Source organism: Streptomyces sp. NPDC001728 (assembly GCF_040297565.1).
Taxonomy (GTDB): domain Bacteria; phylum Actinomycetota; class Actinomycetes; order Streptomycetales; family Streptomycetaceae; genus Streptomyces.
The window spans coordinates 194,995-209,877 of the sequence record NZ_JBEOZK010000010.1 but is presented as its reverse complement, the minus strand read 5'-3'; the positions used below and the strand labels follow the sequence as shown (position 1 = coordinate 209,877).

The 14,883-nt window shown below is 73.4% G+C and carries 14 protein-coding genes and 1 pseudogene; 9 read left to right on the top strand and 6 right to left on the bottom strand.

Annotated elements, in window-relative coordinates; genetic code table 11:
• Window positions 1-59 precede the first annotated feature (59 nt).
• The 5 genes and pseudogenes from ABT154_RS17860 to ABT154_RS17840 all read left to right on the top strand — a co-directional run.
• Entirely contained in the window at window positions 60-893 is an 834-nt protein-coding gene (locus tag ABT154_RS17860) for a M55 family metallopeptidase (RefSeq protein WP_351857763.1), read from the top strand.
• Window positions 886-2,220 carry a M20/M25/M40 family metallo-hydrolase gene (locus ABT154_RS17855; protein WP_351857762.1) on the top strand — a complete coding sequence of 445 codons (1,335 nt, stop codon included), beginning with the start codon at window positions 886-888 and terminating at the stop codon, window positions 2,218-2,220. Before ABT154_RS17860 ends, ABT154_RS17855 begins: the two co-directional genes overlap by 8 nt.
• Window positions 2,221-2,248: 28 nt before the next feature.
• Entirely contained in the window at window positions 2,249-4,246 is a 1,998-nt protein-coding gene (locus ABT154_RS17850; RefSeq protein ID WP_502969536.1) for a S9 family peptidase, read from the top strand.
• Window positions 4,243-5,196 carry a S66 peptidase family protein gene (locus ABT154_RS17845; protein ID WP_351857760.1) on the top strand — a complete coding sequence of 318 codons (954 nt, stop codon included), beginning with the start codon at window positions 4,243-4,245 and terminating at the stop codon, window positions 5,194-5,196. The genes ABT154_RS17850 and ABT154_RS17845 overlap by 4 nt, the downstream gene beginning before the upstream one ends.
• An 88-nt stretch (window positions 5,197-5,284) precedes the next feature.
• Window positions 5,285-5,797: pseudogene (locus tag ABT154_RS17840) on the top strand (hypothetical protein); the annotation flags it as partial.
• An 87-nt stretch (window positions 5,798-5,884) separates the two neighbouring features.
• Here ABT154_RS17840 and ABT154_RS17835 read toward each other — a convergent pair.
• Window positions 5,885-6,973 (bottom strand): adenosine deaminase, encoded by a 1,089-nt coding sequence (locus ABT154_RS17835; RefSeq protein ID WP_351857759.1) that lies wholly within the window; start codon window positions 6,971-6,973, stop codon window positions 5,885-5,887.
• 211 nt (window positions 6,974-7,184) lie between these two features.
• Window positions 7,185-8,000: a GntR family transcriptional regulator gene (locus ABT154_RS17830; RefSeq protein WP_351857758.1), complete on the bottom strand. Its 816-nt coding sequence runs from the start codon at window positions 7,998-8,000 to the stop codon at window positions 7,185-7,187.
• A 202-nt stretch (window positions 8,001-8,202) separates the two neighbouring features.
• On the opposite strand from ABT154_RS17830, the gene ABT154_RS17825 reads away from it, so the two are divergent.
• Together ABT154_RS17825 and ABT154_RS17820 are read left to right on the top strand one after the other, a co-directional pair.
• On the top strand, window positions 8,203-8,454 hold the full coding sequence (locus ABT154_RS17825; RefSeq protein ID WP_351857757.1) for a LapA family protein: 252 nt from the start codon (window positions 8,203-8,205) through the stop codon (window positions 8,452-8,454).
• The gene (locus ABT154_RS17820) at window positions 8,451-8,801 is read left to right on the top strand and encodes a hypothetical protein (protein WP_351857756.1); all 351 of its coding nucleotides are present in this window, start codon (window positions 8,451-8,453) and stop codon (window positions 8,799-8,801) included. Before ABT154_RS17825 ends, ABT154_RS17820 begins: the two co-directional genes overlap by 4 nt.
• Window positions 8,802-8,865: 64 nt before the next feature.
• Here ABT154_RS17820 and ABT154_RS17815 read toward each other — a convergent pair whose 3' ends face one another.
• Window positions 8,866-9,669: a thioesterase family protein gene (locus ABT154_RS17815; RefSeq protein WP_351857755.1), complete on the bottom strand. Its 804-nt coding sequence runs from the start codon at window positions 9,667-9,669 to the stop codon at window positions 8,866-8,868.
• 128 nt (window positions 9,670-9,797) lie between these two features.
• Entirely contained in the window at window positions 9,798-10,130 is a 333-nt protein-coding gene (locus ABT154_RS17810; protein WP_351857754.1) for a DUF6204 family protein, read from the bottom strand.
• A 175-nt stretch (window positions 10,131-10,305) separates the two neighbouring features.
• On the opposite strand from ABT154_RS17810, the gene ABT154_RS17805 reads away from it, so the two are divergent.
• Both ABT154_RS17805 and ABT154_RS17800 read left to right on the top strand, forming a co-directional pair.
• Window positions 10,306-12,309 (top strand): DUF5107 domain-containing protein, encoded by a 2,004-nt coding sequence (locus ABT154_RS17805; RefSeq protein ID WP_351857753.1) that lies wholly within the window; start codon window positions 10,306-10,308, stop codon window positions 12,307-12,309.
• 383 nt (window positions 12,310-12,692) lie between these two features.
• Complete coding sequence (locus tag ABT154_RS17800) at window positions 12,693-13,133, top strand: hypothetical protein (protein ID WP_351857752.1); 441 nt, start codon at window positions 12,693-12,695, stop codon at window positions 13,131-13,133.
• A gap of 42 nt (window positions 13,134-13,175) precedes the next feature.
• Here the strand turns inward: ABT154_RS17800 and ABT154_RS17795 are convergent, their stop codons facing one another.
• Window positions 13,176-14,021 (bottom strand): methyltransferase domain-containing protein, encoded by an 846-nt coding sequence (locus ABT154_RS17795; protein WP_351857751.1) that lies wholly within the window; start codon window positions 14,019-14,021, stop codon window positions 13,176-13,178.
• A 74-nt stretch (window positions 14,022-14,095) separates the two neighbouring features.
• The gene (locus ABT154_RS17790) at window positions 14,096-14,653 is read right to left on the bottom strand and encodes a GNAT family N-acetyltransferase (protein WP_351857750.1); all 558 of its coding nucleotides are present in this window, start codon (window positions 14,651-14,653) and stop codon (window positions 14,096-14,098) included.
• Between the last annotated feature and the right edge of the window lie 230 nt (window positions 14,654-14,883).

Genomic DNA, 14,883 nt, shown 5'->3' with positions numbered 1-14,883 from the left:
CCAACGGTGGTTATCCACAGGGGTGGTGGGGTCGCCGGGCGGCGCGTACGGTGCCAGTCATGAAGATCCTCATCAGCGCCGACATGGAGGGCGCGACCGGTGTGACCTGGCCCGCCGACGTGCTGCCCGGCACCCCCCAGTGGGAGCGGTGCCGCGCGATGTTCACCTCCGACGTGAACGCCGCCGTGCTCGGCTTCTTCGACGGCGGAGCCGACGAGGTCCTCATCAACGAAGCGCACTGGTCCATGCGGAACCTGCTCCTTGAGCGGCTCGACGACCGGGCCGAGATGCTCACCGGACGGCACAAGTCGCTCTCCATGGTCGAGGGCGTCCAGCACGGGGACGTCGACGGCATCGCGTTCGTCGGCTACCACACCGGCGCCGGAGCCGAGGGCGTCCTCGCGCACACCTATCTCGCCAACTCCATCACCGGCGTCTGGCTCAACGGCGAGCGCGCGAGCGAGGGCCTGCTCAACGCCCACGTGGTCGCGGAGTACGGGGTCCCCGTCGTCCTCGTCACCGGGGACGACCTCACCTGCGACGACGCCCTCGGCTACGCCCCCGAGGCACCCAAGGTCGCCGTCAAGGACTACGTCTCGCGGTACGCGGCGGTGTGCCGCACCCCGGCCAGGACCGCCGCCGACATCCGGGAGGCCGCCAAGGCCGGCGCGGCGCTCGCCGTGCGCCACGAACCGGTCAGGGGCGGGCCCTTCACCGTGGAGCTGGAGTTCGACGCCGAGCACCTGGGCGCCGCCGCCACGGTGGTTCCCGGCGTGGCGCGGAGCGGCGAGCGGCGCGTCTCGTACACGAGCGGGACGATGTACGAGGCAATCCGTACGTTCAAGGCGGTCACGACCATCGTCTCGGCCGCGGTGGAGGAACAGTATGGCTGAGGAGGTCCGGGTACCGGACACGACGGCGCTCGACGAGGTGGTCACCTTCACCTCCGAGCTCATCCGCATCGACACCACCAACCGGGGCGGCGGCGACTGCCGCGAGCGGCCCGCCGCCGAGTACGTCGCCGAGCGGCTGGCCGCCGCCGGCATCGAACCCACCCTGCTGGAGCGGACCCCCGGCCGCACCAACGTGGTGGCGCGCATCCCCGGCACCGATCCCACGGCCGACGCCCTCCTCGTCCACGGGCATCTCGACGTGGTGCCCGCCGACCCCGCCGAGTGGACCGTCCACCCCTTCTCCGGGGAGGTCCGCGACGGACTCGTGTGGGGACGCGGCGCCGTCGACATGAAGAACATGGACGCGATGGTCCTGGCCGTCGCCCGCTCCTGGGCCCGGCAGGGCGTCCGGCCGCGCCGCGACATCGTCCTCGCCTACACCGCCGACGAGGAGGCCAGCGCCGACGACGGCTCCGGTTTCCTCGCCGACCGGCACGCCGCGCTCTTCGAGGGCTGCACCGAGGGCATCAGCGAGTCCGGGGCGTTCAGCTTCCACCCGCAGCCCGGCACCACCCTCTACCCGATCGCGGCCGGGGAGCGGGGCACCGCCTGGCTCAAGCTGACCGCCCACGGCCGGGCCGGACACGGCTCCAAGGTGAACACGGCCAACGCCGTGACCCGTCTCGCCGACGCCGTCGCCCGGATCGGTGCGCACACCTGGCCGGTGCGCCTCACGGCCACCGTCCGCGCGGCCCTCACCGAACTCGCCGCGCTGTACGGGATCGACATCGACACCGAAGCCCCCGACCTCGACGTCGACCTCCTCCTCGACAAGCTCGGACCCGCCGCCGCGCTCGTCGCGCCGACCGTCCGCAACAGCACCAACCCGACGATGCTGGAAGCCGGATACAAGGTCAACGTCATCCCCGGTCAGGCCGTCGCGTACATCGACGGACGGACCCTGCCGGGCACCGAGGACGAGTTCGCCGCGACGATGGACCGGCTCACCGGACCCGACGTGCACTGGGAGTTCCACCACCGCGAGGTGGCCCTCGAAGCGCCCGTCGACTCGCCCACCTTCGCGAAGCTGCGGACCGCCGTCGAGCGCTTCGACCCGGCCGGGCGCGTGGTGCCCTTCACCATGTCCGGCGGCACCGACGCCAAGCAGTTCTCCCGCCTCGGCATCACCGGCTACGGCTTCTCGCCGCTCCGGCTGCCCCCGGGCCTCGACTACGCGGCGCTGTTCCACGGCGTCGACGAACGGGTCCCGGTGGACGCCCTGCACTTCGGCGTCCGGGTGCTCGACCACTATCTGAAGACCGCGTAGGACCGTGACAGGGGGAGTTGGGATGGCCATGACCACGGCCGGATACGGCAGCTGGCCGTCACCCGTCGGCGCCGCGCTCGCCGCCGCGCACGACGGGCGGCCCGAGTACCTCGGCGCCGTCGGCGACGAGCTGTGGTGGACCGCGCCCCGCCCGGCCGAGGGCGGCCGGCGGGCCCTCGTCCGACGGCGCGCCGACGGCACCGAGGAGAGCCTGCTGCCCGCGCCGTGGAACGTCCGCAGCCGGGTGATCGAGTACGGCGGCCGGCCCTGGGCGGCCGTCGAGCGCCCGGCCGGCGGGCCGCTCGCCGTCTTCTGCCACTTCCCCGACCAGCGGCTCTACGCGTACGAACCCGACGCCGCCCCCGGTGCCGAGCCGCGCCCCCTCACCCCTGTCTCCGGGATCGGCGGCGGACTGCGCTGGGTGGACCCGGTGATCCACCCGGAGCGGGACGAGGTGTGGTGCGTCCTCGAGGAGTTCACCGGCCCCGGGCCCACCGATGTGCGCCGTGTCCTCGCCGCCGTACCGCTCGACGGATCGGCCGCCGAGCACCGCACCGCCGTACGGGAACTCTCCGACGGACGGCACCGGTTCGTGACCGGACCCCGGCGCTCCCCGGACGGGCGGCGGGTGGCGTGGATCGCCTGGGACCACCCCCGGATGCCCTGGGACGGCACCGAGGTCCAGCTCGCCGAGATCGGCCCCGACGGCACCTTCCTGGACGCGAGGACCGTCGCCGGCGGACCCTCCGAATCGATCCCGCAGGTCGACTGGGACGCGGCCGGACGGCTGCTCCTCGTCAGCGACCGGACCGGCTGGTGGAACCTCTACCGCGCGGAGGTAGACGCAGACGGCGGCCTCACCGAACCGGTCGCGCTCTGCCCCCGCGCCCAGGAGTTCGGCGGACCGCTCTGGCAGATCGGCCTCCGCTGGTTCACCCCCCTGGACAACGGGCTGATCGCCGTCGTCCACGGCAAGGGGACCACCACCCTAGGAATACTCGACCCCGAGCGCGGCGCCCTCGTCGACGCCGGCGGACCCCGCACCGAGTGGGCGTCCGCCCTCGCCGTCCACGGCACCCGGGTGGTCGGCGTCGCCGCCGGACCGCACCGCTCCGCCGAGCTCGTCGAGCTCGACACCCGCACGGGCCGCAGCCGCGTGGTCGGCTCCGCGCACACCGACGCCGTCGACCCCGCGTACCTCCCCGAGCCCCGTGTCCGCACCTTCACCGGACCCGGCGGGCGGGAGATCCACGCCCAGGTGTACCCGCCGCACCACCCCGGGTTCACCGGACCCGAGGGGGAGCTGCCGCCCTACGTGATCTGGGCGCACGGCGGCCCCACCGGGCGCGCGCCGCTCGTCCTGGACCTGGAGATCGCCTACTTCACCTCGCGGGGCATCGGCGTCGCCGAGGTCGACTACGGCGGCTCGACCGGCTACGGCCGGGAGTACCGGGAGCGGCTGCGCGAACAGTGGGGCGTCGTCGACGTCGAGGACTGCGCGGCCGTCGCGGCGGCCCTCGCCGCCGAGGGCACCGCCGACCCGGCGCGGCTCGCCGTGCGCGGCGGCAGCGCCGGCGGCTGGACGACGGCCGCGTCCCTCGTCTCCACCGACGTGTACGCCTGCGGCACGATCATCTACCCCATCCTCGATCTGCGGGGCTGGGCCACCGACGAGACCCACGACTTCGAGTCCCAGTACCTCGAAGGGCTGGTGGGTTCGCTCGACGAGGTGCCCGCCCGCTACAAGGAGCGCTCACCGATCGAGCACGTCGACCGGATCACCGCGCCGTTCCTGCTGCTCCAGGGCCTCGACGACGTCATCTGCCCGCCCGCGCAGGCCGATCGGTTCCTCGCCCGCACGGCGGGCCGGGGCGTCCCGCACGCCTACCTCGCCTTCGAGGGCGAGGGTCACGGCTTCCGAAGGGCGGACACGATGGTGCGCGCCCTGGAGGCCGAACTGTCCCTGTACGCACGGACCTTCGGCATCAGCCGGTCGGACGTGCCCGACCTGGAGTACCGGACATGACGGCCGAAGCCCCGCGCGTCGCCGTCGAAGCCCTGGCGCGGGCCGGGCGGCTGCGCCCCGGGTCACGGGTCGCGGTCGTCGCCCCCAGCGGACCCGTCCCCGAGGAGCGGCTGCGGGCGGGCCTCGCCGTCCTGCGCGGCTGGGACCTGGACCCGGTGGTCGCCCCGCACGTCCTGGACACCCACCCCACCCTCGGGTACCTCGCGGGCGCCGACCGGGATCGGGCGCGCGATCTGACCGAGGTCTGGTGCGACCCCTCGGTCGACGCCGTGATCTGCGCCCGGGGCGGGTTCGGGGTCCAGCGCATGGTGGACCTGGTGGACTGGACGGCGGTCCGGGCGGCCGGGCCCAAGGCGTTCGTCGGCTACAGCGACGTCACCGCCCTGCACGAGGCCTTCGCCAGACGCGCGGGATACGCCACCCTGCACGGACCGATGGTCGCCGCCGGCACCTTCCTGTCGGACCCGCGCACCCAGGAGTCGCTGCGGGCCACGCTGTTCGAACCGGAGTCGGTGCGGACGCTCGGCCTGGACACGGCGCGGACCCTGGTACCGGGTCGGGCCCGGGGCGTCACGCTCGGCGGCTGCGTCAGCCTCCTCGCCGCCGACCTCGGCACCCCGTACGGGCGGCCCTCGGCGCGCGGCGGGCTGTTGCTCCTGGAGGACGTGGGCGAGGAACCGTACCGGGTCGACCGGGTCCTCACCCAGCTGCTGCGCTCCGGATGGCTGGACGGGGTCGCGGGCGTCGGCCTCGGGTCGTGGGCGGAGTGCGGCCCGTACGAGGAGGTGCGGACTGTGCTGGCCGACCGGCTCGGCGGTCTGGGGGTGCCGGTGGTGGAGGAAATGGGCTTCGGTCACAGCGAGACGGCACTGACCCTGCCGTTCGGCGTGCCCGCCGCACTCGACGCGGACAAGGGCACGCTCACGCTGGACGTACCGGCCCTGCGCTGAGCGCTCGCACGAGGCCGACGGGCGGCCGATGACACCGGAACGCTGGAACTCCCCCTGGTCCGGCGGGAAGTGGGATGAGAATGATGTGATGACCACTCGGCAGCCCCTCACCCACAAGCGTTCGTCGACCTCGCCGCGGACGATCCGGCGGTCGTCGGCCTGGTCCTCAAGGGTTCGCATGCCCACGAGGGCATCCCCACGGAGCACTCCGACCATGACCTCCACGTGGTGCTCGCGGAGGGGGCGGAGACGCCCCTGACGCGTTTCGCCGGACATCGCACCCCGGAACTCGACCTCGTCCTCGTGTCTCTCGGCGCGTTCCGCGCCCTGGGGATACCGGGGTTCGAGCGGTACGCCCCTCTCCCGCGCCCGCGTGGTGCTCGACCGGCTCGACGGGGGGATCGCCGAGATCCTCGCCGCCAAGGGACGGCTGGGCGCCGACGAAACCTTCAGGGCCGCAGGCGAATGGCTCGACGCGTACGCCAACTCCCTGTACCGCTCGGTCAAGAACGACCGCGACGGACACACCCTGGCGGCCCGGCTCGACGCGGGTGACGGCGTCGGCCACCTCCTGGAGCTGCTCTTCGCGCTCGACCGGCGTTGGGCGAGGACCTGGAGCTGATGCGGTCGTGAGGGGTACGGGGGCAGGAGGGCGTTGCGCTCCTGGCCCCCGTACCTCTTGGGCGGTCTAGAGTGCCGCGTAGCCCGGGCGTACTACCTCGTCCACGAGTCGGCGGCGCTCGGGGAGGGGGAGGAACGCGGCGTCCAGTGCGGCCACCGTGAACTCCTCGAAGATCTCCGGGCCGTACCCGAACGCGTCCACCATGTGCTGGAACTCCTCGCTCATGGTCGTGCCGGAGACCAGTCGGTTGTCCGTGTTGAGCGTGATCCGGAAACCGAGGCGGCGCAGCTCGTCGATCGGGTGCGAGGCGTAGTCCTTCGCCGCGCCCGTCTGGAGGTTCGAGGTCGGGCAGACCTCCAGCGCGATGCGGTTGTCACGGACGTACGAGGCCAGCCGGCCCAGTGTGCCGTCCTCGGCGATGTCGTCCGTGATCCGCACACCGTGGCCGATCCGCTCCGTGCCGCAGACCTGCACGGCCTCGTGGATCGACTCCGCGCCCACGGCCTCGCCCGCGTGGATCGTGAAGTGGCAGTTCTCCCGCTTCAGGTGCTGGAAGGCGGCGAGGTGGCGGGCCGGCGGGTTGCCGATCTCGCCGCCCGCGATGTCGAAGCCGGCCACTCCCTTGTCCCGGTGCGCGACCGTGAGCTGCGCGATCTCCAGGGACCGGTCCGTGTGGCGCATCCCGGTCAGCAGCGTACGGACCGTGATCCGGCCGCCGGACCGGCGCTCGCCCTCGCGGAAGCCCTCGTTCACCACTTCCACGACCTCGTCGAGCGAGAGCCCGCCTTCGAGGTGCTGCTCGGGGGCGTAGCGGATCTCCGCGTAGACGACACCGTCCGCCGCCAGGTCCTCGGCGCACTCGGCCGCGATGCGCGTGAGCGCCTCGCGGGTCTGCATCACCGCGCAGGTGTGGGCGAAGGTCTCCAGGTAGCGCTCCAGCGAACCGGAGTCGGCGGCGTCCCGGAACCAGACCGCGAGCGCGGCCGGGTCCTCGGTCGGCAGCGCGGTGTAGCCGCACTCACGCGCCAGCTCGACGATGGTCGCCGGGCGCAGGCCACCGTCGAGGTGGTCGTGGAGGACGGCCTTGGGGGCCCGGCGGATCCACTCGGAGACGGTGGTGGCGGCGGGCGTGGCAGGGTTGTCAGACAAGTGCATGGCGGGGAAGTGTACGCGAAGGGGGAACGGGGTGCTGTGACGGGCCCGACAGGGGGTCGGGAGCAGGGGTGGGTGGGGGTGAAGGAGGGGGGAGGCTGGCCGGGCCGGGGTCGGTGGTGGGTGGGGCACCGAGGCGGGCCGACGGGAGGTCGGTGAGGGCGGTGCGGTGGTGAGGCGGGTCCGCGAGGAGCACTCTGCGCGACGGCTCGTCTCAGTGCGACTGGAGTACGGGCAGCGCCGGCGCGCCCGTCGGCAGCATGTGCTTCGCTGCCATGACCGGGGTGTCCCCGACCCGTACGACCTGCGTGACCAGCACGGCGGGAGTGTCCGCCGGGCGCCGCAGCTGCTCCCCGCGCCGCCGCCCCAGCAGCGTCGCCGTGATCCCGCTGTGGGCGCCGAGCGCGGTCTCGCGCGAGGCCCCGAGCAGCACCGAGAGCATCGAGACCGCGGCGGAACCCTGCTGGTCCGTCCCGCCGTCCGTGCCGGCGCCATGGCCCCTGGCCGCGCCCGTGCGCGACTTCGTCTCCACCGCCCGCAGCGCCCGCGCGAACTCCGGGTGCACCCGGTCGAGCAGCTCGTCGGGTGCCGCCCACTCGTGGCTCAGCGCCGCCGCCGCGCCCTCCCCGGTCAGGACCGACTCCCAGAAGCGCAGCTCGGCGCGGGCCGGGGCCAGCAGGTGCTGGGTGGTGAAGTCGGTCGGTTCCTCGACCGTCCGCACCAGCGCCCGTACCCGCAGCGGCGTGCCCGCCCCGATCAGCTCCTCCAGCGGCTGGACCTGCTCGAACCCGCGCCGGGGCGGCCGGTCGTTGACGGTCCGGCCCACCCCGCGCCGTACGCTCAGCAGCCCGTCCTCCTGGAGCAGCAGCAGCGCCTCGCGCAGGGCCGGCCGGCTGACACCCAGCTCCGCCGCGAGCTTCGGTTCGGAGGGGAGCGTCGACCCCGGCGGGTAGGTGCCGTCGTGCACGGCGTCCGCGATCCGCTCGTAGAGGGCCACGACCGGTCGCCGCCGGTGTCCGCTGACCGCCACGGCCGCTCCTCGTCTCGATGCCGGTGCTCGGTTCCGGCGCTCGGGGCCGCCGGTGTCCGGCACCACGGTAGTCGGCCCGCGCTGTCTGACAAGTCACCCGTACGGCGGCCCATGCCGTCACGGTGAGGTCCCACCCGCATCATTCTGGTCCCACGGCGGTGGCCGGGTACGACCGATGCCACGACGGAGGAGAGGGCCGCGCATGAGTCCCAAGGACACGTCACGGACATCAGGCGGAGGCAGGTCCGGGCTCGCCGAATCCTTCACGCCGGGCCGGATCGCGATGATCGCCGTCGCGATCCTCACCCTCGTGTTCATCTTCGAGAACACCGGTGAGGTCAGGATCCGGCTCCTGATCCCCCAGGTGGCGATGCCGCTCTACGTGGCCCTGCTGGCGACCGCGCTGCTCGGCGGCGTCTGCGGGTACTACGTCGCCGCCCGGAGGCGGAAGTGAGGCGGCGCGCCGTCGTGGGCGCGGGAGCCGTCCTCGCACTGGCCGCCGTGGCCGTCAGCTCCGCGGAGGAGGCTGCCGCTCCGGACGGCGAGGCCGGGACCTGCCCGATGCCGGACTTCCTCGGCCGGGGTCTGTGGCGGGTATTCACCCGGCTGGACCGCCGTACCCGGCTCGACGTCCATGACGTGAGCGGGCGGGACCGGCGGGTGCTCTGGCCGCCGAGGTGGCAGGTGTGCACGCAGTACCCGGCGGCGGGCACGGATCTGGACCGGCGGACCACGGTGATGATCGGAGTCGTCCGCAAGGGCGAGACCTGCCCGGCAAGGGTACGGACGGCCCGGCGCTGAGGGGGCGGCGGGCCGGGAAGGGTCGTGGGCGTCCCGCCGGCGGACGTGCGGAGACTCCCGCCGCTCAGCCCTGAGGCTGCGGCCGGACCGTGAGGATCTGCTCGGCGCGCCCGACGGGGCCGTCGACGTCGTGCAGGACGCTGCTCGTCAGCCCCTGCCCCGTCGGGCCGAACGTGGCGGTGGTGTCCAGGCCGGTCCACGGGCCGCGCGGCTGCCGGTGCAGATGGATCGTCAGGTCGAGGTTCGGGAACATCCACGCGGCCGGGTCCTGCTGCACGGCGACGCCGTTCGCCGTGTCCACGAGCGCGATGTACGAGGCGAGGGGGCTGCTCGGTTCGCCCGCGACCAGGTCCAGGGACGAGGACACCCAGGCCGTCGTGCGGCCCTTGCGGGCCGGGGCTGTGCGACGGACGTCGATGGAGGACACGTAACCGCCGCCCCAGGCCGCACCCATCGCCCACGGTTCGAGCGTGTCGGGGGCCGGGAGCGGCTCGACGGGGCTGTCCGCGACGGAGGAGGTGTCGAGCGAGGCCAGCAGCCAGGCGCGGGCGCGGACGACCGGGCGGCCGTCGATGAGCACGACGGCTTCGAGGAGTTCGATGGTCCGGCCGGGGCGTACCGTCTCCACGGTGATCTCGCACTCGTCGAGGGCGATGCGGCCGAGGATGTCGTAGCTGATCCTGGCGAGCGCCAGGTTCCCGGGCCGCCGCGCGAGGTACCGGTCGATCTCGTGCACGACGAGCCCGGCGAGGGGGCTGAAGTGCTGTTCGTCGGCGCTCCACGCGCCGCCGGCGTGGGCCGTGGGCTTGTGGCGGTTCTCGCCGGTCCGCTCGTAGTAGCTCTCGCGCGCGACGATGCCGGTGGTCACGGGATCGGTCTCCTCGAACAGGGGGCGTAGACGCGTACACCAGGAAAGATGTAGTGCTCAATCATCCTAGGGAGTACGGCTCCGGGAGACCATCGTGATCCACGGCACAGTGGTACGGGCCCCGCCGCTCAGCGCTTGTAGTTGATCTTCATCGTGTCGAGGTCGGTCACGGTCGAGCGCAGCCCCTTGTACCCGTGTCCCAGCTCCCCGAGCGCCGTCTCCACCCGGTCCTCCGCGAGCGCGCCCGCCATCTCGTCGCCGTCGGCGGCGTCGGAGACGACGACCAGGCGGTACGAGAAGTGCTTCAGCGTACGGTCATAGGCGAGCGAACCCTCCTCCGTGAACTGCATCGCGGTCAGCCCGTGCTGGTCCACCTCGGCGAGCAGCCGGGAGCGGCTCTCCTCCGAAAGACCGTCGAACGTGCCGCGCACGATGACCCGGTAGGTGTGCTGCGTGCCCATCGCGCGTACTCCCAGTGCCAGGTTCCCCGGCGGCCGGGCGGCGCGCCGACCTCCCACCCTAGGCGCCTCCTCCCCGCGACGCCCGGGGATTTACGTCCCCCCGCCCCGCGCCTTTACCGAAGCCTGACGTGGAGAACCCCTGGTCAGGACGGGCCCCGGCGTGTTCCATGGATCAATGACGACCGTACGACGTGCCGTACTGACGCTGCCCGCGGCCCCGTTGGGCCCGGACAACCCCCTTCCCGCACTGCGGGCCCCCGCCGGTGCCGGGGCCCACGCGGTCGACGCGCGGACCCTCGCGGGACTCCCGCGCGACATGGCCCGGGGCATCGGACGGGCGCCCCTGCGCAGTCTGCTGCCCGCCCCCGTGCGCGACGGCTACGGCCGTGAGCGCACCCCCACGGACATCGACACGATCGTGATCGAGAACGACCGCCTCCGGGTGACCGTGCTCCCGGGTCTCGGCGGCCGGATCCACTCCCTCCTTCACAAGCCCACCGGACGTGAACTCCTCTACCGCAACCCGGTGTTCCAGCCCGCCGCCTTCGCGCTCAACGGCGCCTGGTTCTCCGGCGGCATCGAGTGGAACATCGGCGCCACCGGCCACACCACCCTCTCCTGCTCGCCGCTCCACGCGGCGACCGTCCGCGCGCCCGACGGCGGACCGATGCTCCGCCTCTGGGAGTGGGAGCGGCTGCGTGACCTGCCCTTCCAGGTCGACCTGTGGCTTCCGGAGGGCTCCGATTTCCTGTACGTCGGGGTCCGGATCCGCAACCCCCACGAGCGCGTCGCCCCGGTCTACTGGTGGTCCAACACGGCCGTCCCCGAGGACCGCAGGGTCCTCGCGCCCGCCGATGCGGCCTGGCAGCACGGCTACGACGGAGGGCTGCACCGGGTTTCCGTACCGTCCACCGGGGACGGCGTCGACCGCACGTACCCGCTGAACAGTCCCCACGCCGCCGACTGGTTCTACGACCTGCCCGAGGAGCGGCGCCGCTGGATCGCCGCGCTCGCCCCGGACGGCTCGGGACTCGTCCAGACCTCCACGGGACCGCTGCGCGGACGCAAGCTCTTCGTGTGGGGGACCGGGCGCGGCGGCCGACGCTGGCAGGAGTGGCTGACGGAACCCGGTACGCCCGGATACGCCGAGATCCAGGCCGGGCTCGCCCGGACCCAGCTGGAACACCTGGAGCTCGCGGGCGGCGAGGAGTTCAGCTGGCTGGAGGCGTACGGACCGCTCGCCGCCGACCCCGCCACGGCACTCGGCGACGACTGGGCGGCGGCCCGCGCCGACGTGGAACAGCGACTGGCCGTCGCGCTGCCCGGGGCGGCGGTCGACGCCGCCCACACGGCCTGGCGCGAGGGCGCGGCCGACACCGCGCCGGAGGAGGTGCTCGCGGTCGGCTCCGGCTGGGGCGCCCTCGAAGTCCTGCGCGGGGAACTGGAGTTGCCCGGAACGCCGTTCTCCGAGTCGACCCTCGGGCCGGAGCAGCGGCCGTGGCGCGAACTGCTCCGGACCGGCGTCCTGCCGCCGCCGTCACCAGGTGCGGCACCGGGCGCGCCACTGGTCGCGGCACCCTGGCGGGACATGCTGGAGACCGCCCGGGCGGATCCGTCCACGGAGTACCACCTCGGCATCGCCCAGTGGCACGCGGGTGACCGGGCCCAGGCGGTACGCAGCTGGGAGCGGGGCCTGAAGCAGGCGAAGGAGCGCTGGCCGCTGCTCCACTGCCTGGCCGTGGCCGACGAGGAGGACGGGCACCCGGAGCGGGCGACCGACAGGTTCGTGGAGGCCTTCGAGGACTACACGGAGCGCGCGGAGTCCGGTGGGCGTACGGATTTCGGTGAAGGCCCCGGGGGCGAGGTGCGCGCCGCCGCCGTCGGTGCGGCCCTCGGGCGCGAGGCCGTGGTGGCGCTGCTGGCCGACGGCCGGGCGGATCGGGCCCGGAAGCTATGGTCGCGGTTGCCGGAAGGGGTCCGGGGGAGCGGGGCGTTCCGGCTCCTGGAGATCCGGATCCTGCTCGCCGAGGGCGGGGCGGAGGCGGCGCGCGCGGTCTTCGACGAGGGCTTCGAGGTGGCGGACCTGCGCGAGGGCGCCGAGATCCTGGGTGAGCTGTGGGCGCGGCTCACCGATGAACCGCTGCCGGACGCCTACGAGTTCAGGATGCGCCCCAGCTGACACGTGGGCCGGCACGCGGACGTCCGCGAGCCGAGGCGACGGCCGGGTCCCCTCGGGGGCCCGGCCGCTACCCTGGGAGTCCGCGAGGGACGGGGGTCCGGAGATGGCGGCCTGGGCGACGACGCCGTGCACCTGCGGACATCATCAGCGGTTCCAGCACAGGGAACCGCAGCTCTCGGGGCGATGGGGCTCCTGCCTGTGCGAGAGCTTCGAGACGCCACCGCCCCCGCCGGGCTAAACGGATCCCGACCCGGCCCGCCGGGAGCGGAACCGCACGCCGCACCCGGACTGCCCGTACCAAGGAACCGGACTGCACGGGATACCACGGGGACTACCACCACAGCCCTCAAGGGGAGTGGATCAAGGGAGAGAGGGCGGGCGCGATGGGCAGGATCGAAGGGCTCTGGGCGGGTGGGGAGATGCCACTGTTCGACGGTCTCTACCGGGTGGACGACACCGCGCTGCAGCTGCACGTCGAGGGACCCGGCGCGTACCACCCGGATGCCGGGCAGCCCATTCCCTTTCGCTTCGGAGAGGCCGTCGACGTGGAGTGGGCGATCGAGGAGTGCGGTGTCGACGCGGTCGACACCTGGTTCGAGAGCCCGCTGCCGGACGGGTCGGGGTGGCTGACCGGTGGGGGCGGCGGCATGGGCAACATCGGTCACCTCGCCCGGCTCGACGCCGACCGTTCGTTGCGGTGGGTCGCCGTGATGTTCTGTTCCAACCCGTTCATGACGGTGCTCCACGAAGGCACCCGCGCCGTCTTCGTCAACGACTGGTGGAACCGGCTGACGCTCGACCTCGCCGACCCCGCGTTCGTCTGACCCCGCCCCCTTGGTGCCCCGGCCCGCGGGGGTGGGTGCCGGTCAGCGCACCCGGCACACGATCTCGCCGTGCGGAGTCATGAACCAGGCGTCCTCATGGGCGCCCCACTCGCGCCAGGCCGCCGCCACGGACGCCAGCTCGGCCTTCGTGGCGTGGCCGCCGGACACGGCCAGGCCCGCGTAGCCGGAGTCGGTCGTACGGTCCGCCCACAGGCCGCTCCACCACGCCCGTTCCTCGGGAGTGGCGAAGACCCAGGTACCCGCCGTCGTCGTGATGTCGGTGAAGCCGGCCGCCCTGGCCCATGCGAACAGGCGTCGACCGGCGTTCGGCTCACCGCCGTTCGCGCGCGCCACCCGGTGGTACAGGTCCATCCAGCCGTCCAGAGCGGGCAGTTCGGGGAACCACGCGAAGGCCCCGTAGTCGCTGTCGCGCGCCGCGACGATGCCACCGGGCCGGCACACCCGCCGCATCTCGCGCAGCGCCTGCACCGGGTCGCCCACGTGCTGGAGCACCTGGTGGGCGTGGACGATGTCGAAGGAGTCGTCGGGGAAGTCCAGTGCGTGGACATCGGCGACCCTGAACTCGACGTCTTCCAGGCCGCGTTCCGACGCCACGGCGCGCGCCTTCGTCAGGACGTCCTCGGCCGCGTCGACCCCCGTCACCCGGCCCGGTGCGACCAGCGCGGCCAGATCGGCGGTGATGGTGCCGGGGCCGCAGCCCACGTCCAGGACGTCCAGTCCCGTGTGCAGCGAAGGCAGCAGATAGGCGGCCGAGTTGGCGGCGGTGCGCCAGCTGTGCGAGCGCAGGACCGACTCGTGGTGGCCGTGGGTGTACACGGCGGTCTCGTGGGCCGCCGGGTGTGCGGAGGGGTGGGAAGCGTGCGTCATGGAAGCGTCTCCCTCGACGTGGGTGCGTGTCATCACCGTACCGACGGATGTCGCATGATGAGATACATGTCTTGTCATGTGGACGCGATGGGGGAAGGGCCCTGGTCGAACAGCTCTCGCTGGTAGCGGAGTTCGTCGAGCATCACTCCTCCCGTCTCCTCCGTCGCGACCGCGCCGTCCGGCCGCCAGCCCGCCGCCTCGTAGAAGCGGCGCCCGCGCGCGTTCCCCGCCAGCACCCACAGCGCCGCCCTGCGGAACCCCTCCTCCGTCAGCGCCTCCGCGGACGCCGCGAGCAGGGCCCGCCCGACGCCCAGGCCCCACGCCTCCGGCAGGGCGTACAGCGCCGCCAGCTCCGCCACGGTCCCTGGCGGGAACCCCTCACCCCGCCAGGCGCGGAAGCACGAGAAGGCGAGCACCCGCCCGCCTTCGCCCGTCGCCACCAGCACCCGCGGGCGGTCCGGTGCCGTGAGACGGTCCCGCCAGATCACGGCACGCTCCTCCACGTCCAGCGCGGCCAGGTAAGGCCCGGGGAGCAGGCCGCGGTAGGCGGCCCGCCAGGACAGGACGTGCACGGCCGCGACGCCCGCCGCGTCCTCGGGCACCGCCTCACGTATCGACGTGGGCGAGGACATCGGTGCGGGTGTCGGGGTCCGGGGCGGTGTCGGTTGCTGCATGCCGCATTCTCGGGCCCGGGGCGCTCCCGGCGCCTCCGTAATTCCCTAGGGCCTGCGAGGCCCCGCCCGCGCCAGTCCCTCCCCACCGACCTGACGAACCCTCCTGTGACAGCACCATGAACAGCCCGTCCCAGCCGCCCCCGCACGCCTAGGATCGGCCCCGCCGCCGCCCGGCGGTTCGTCTCTCC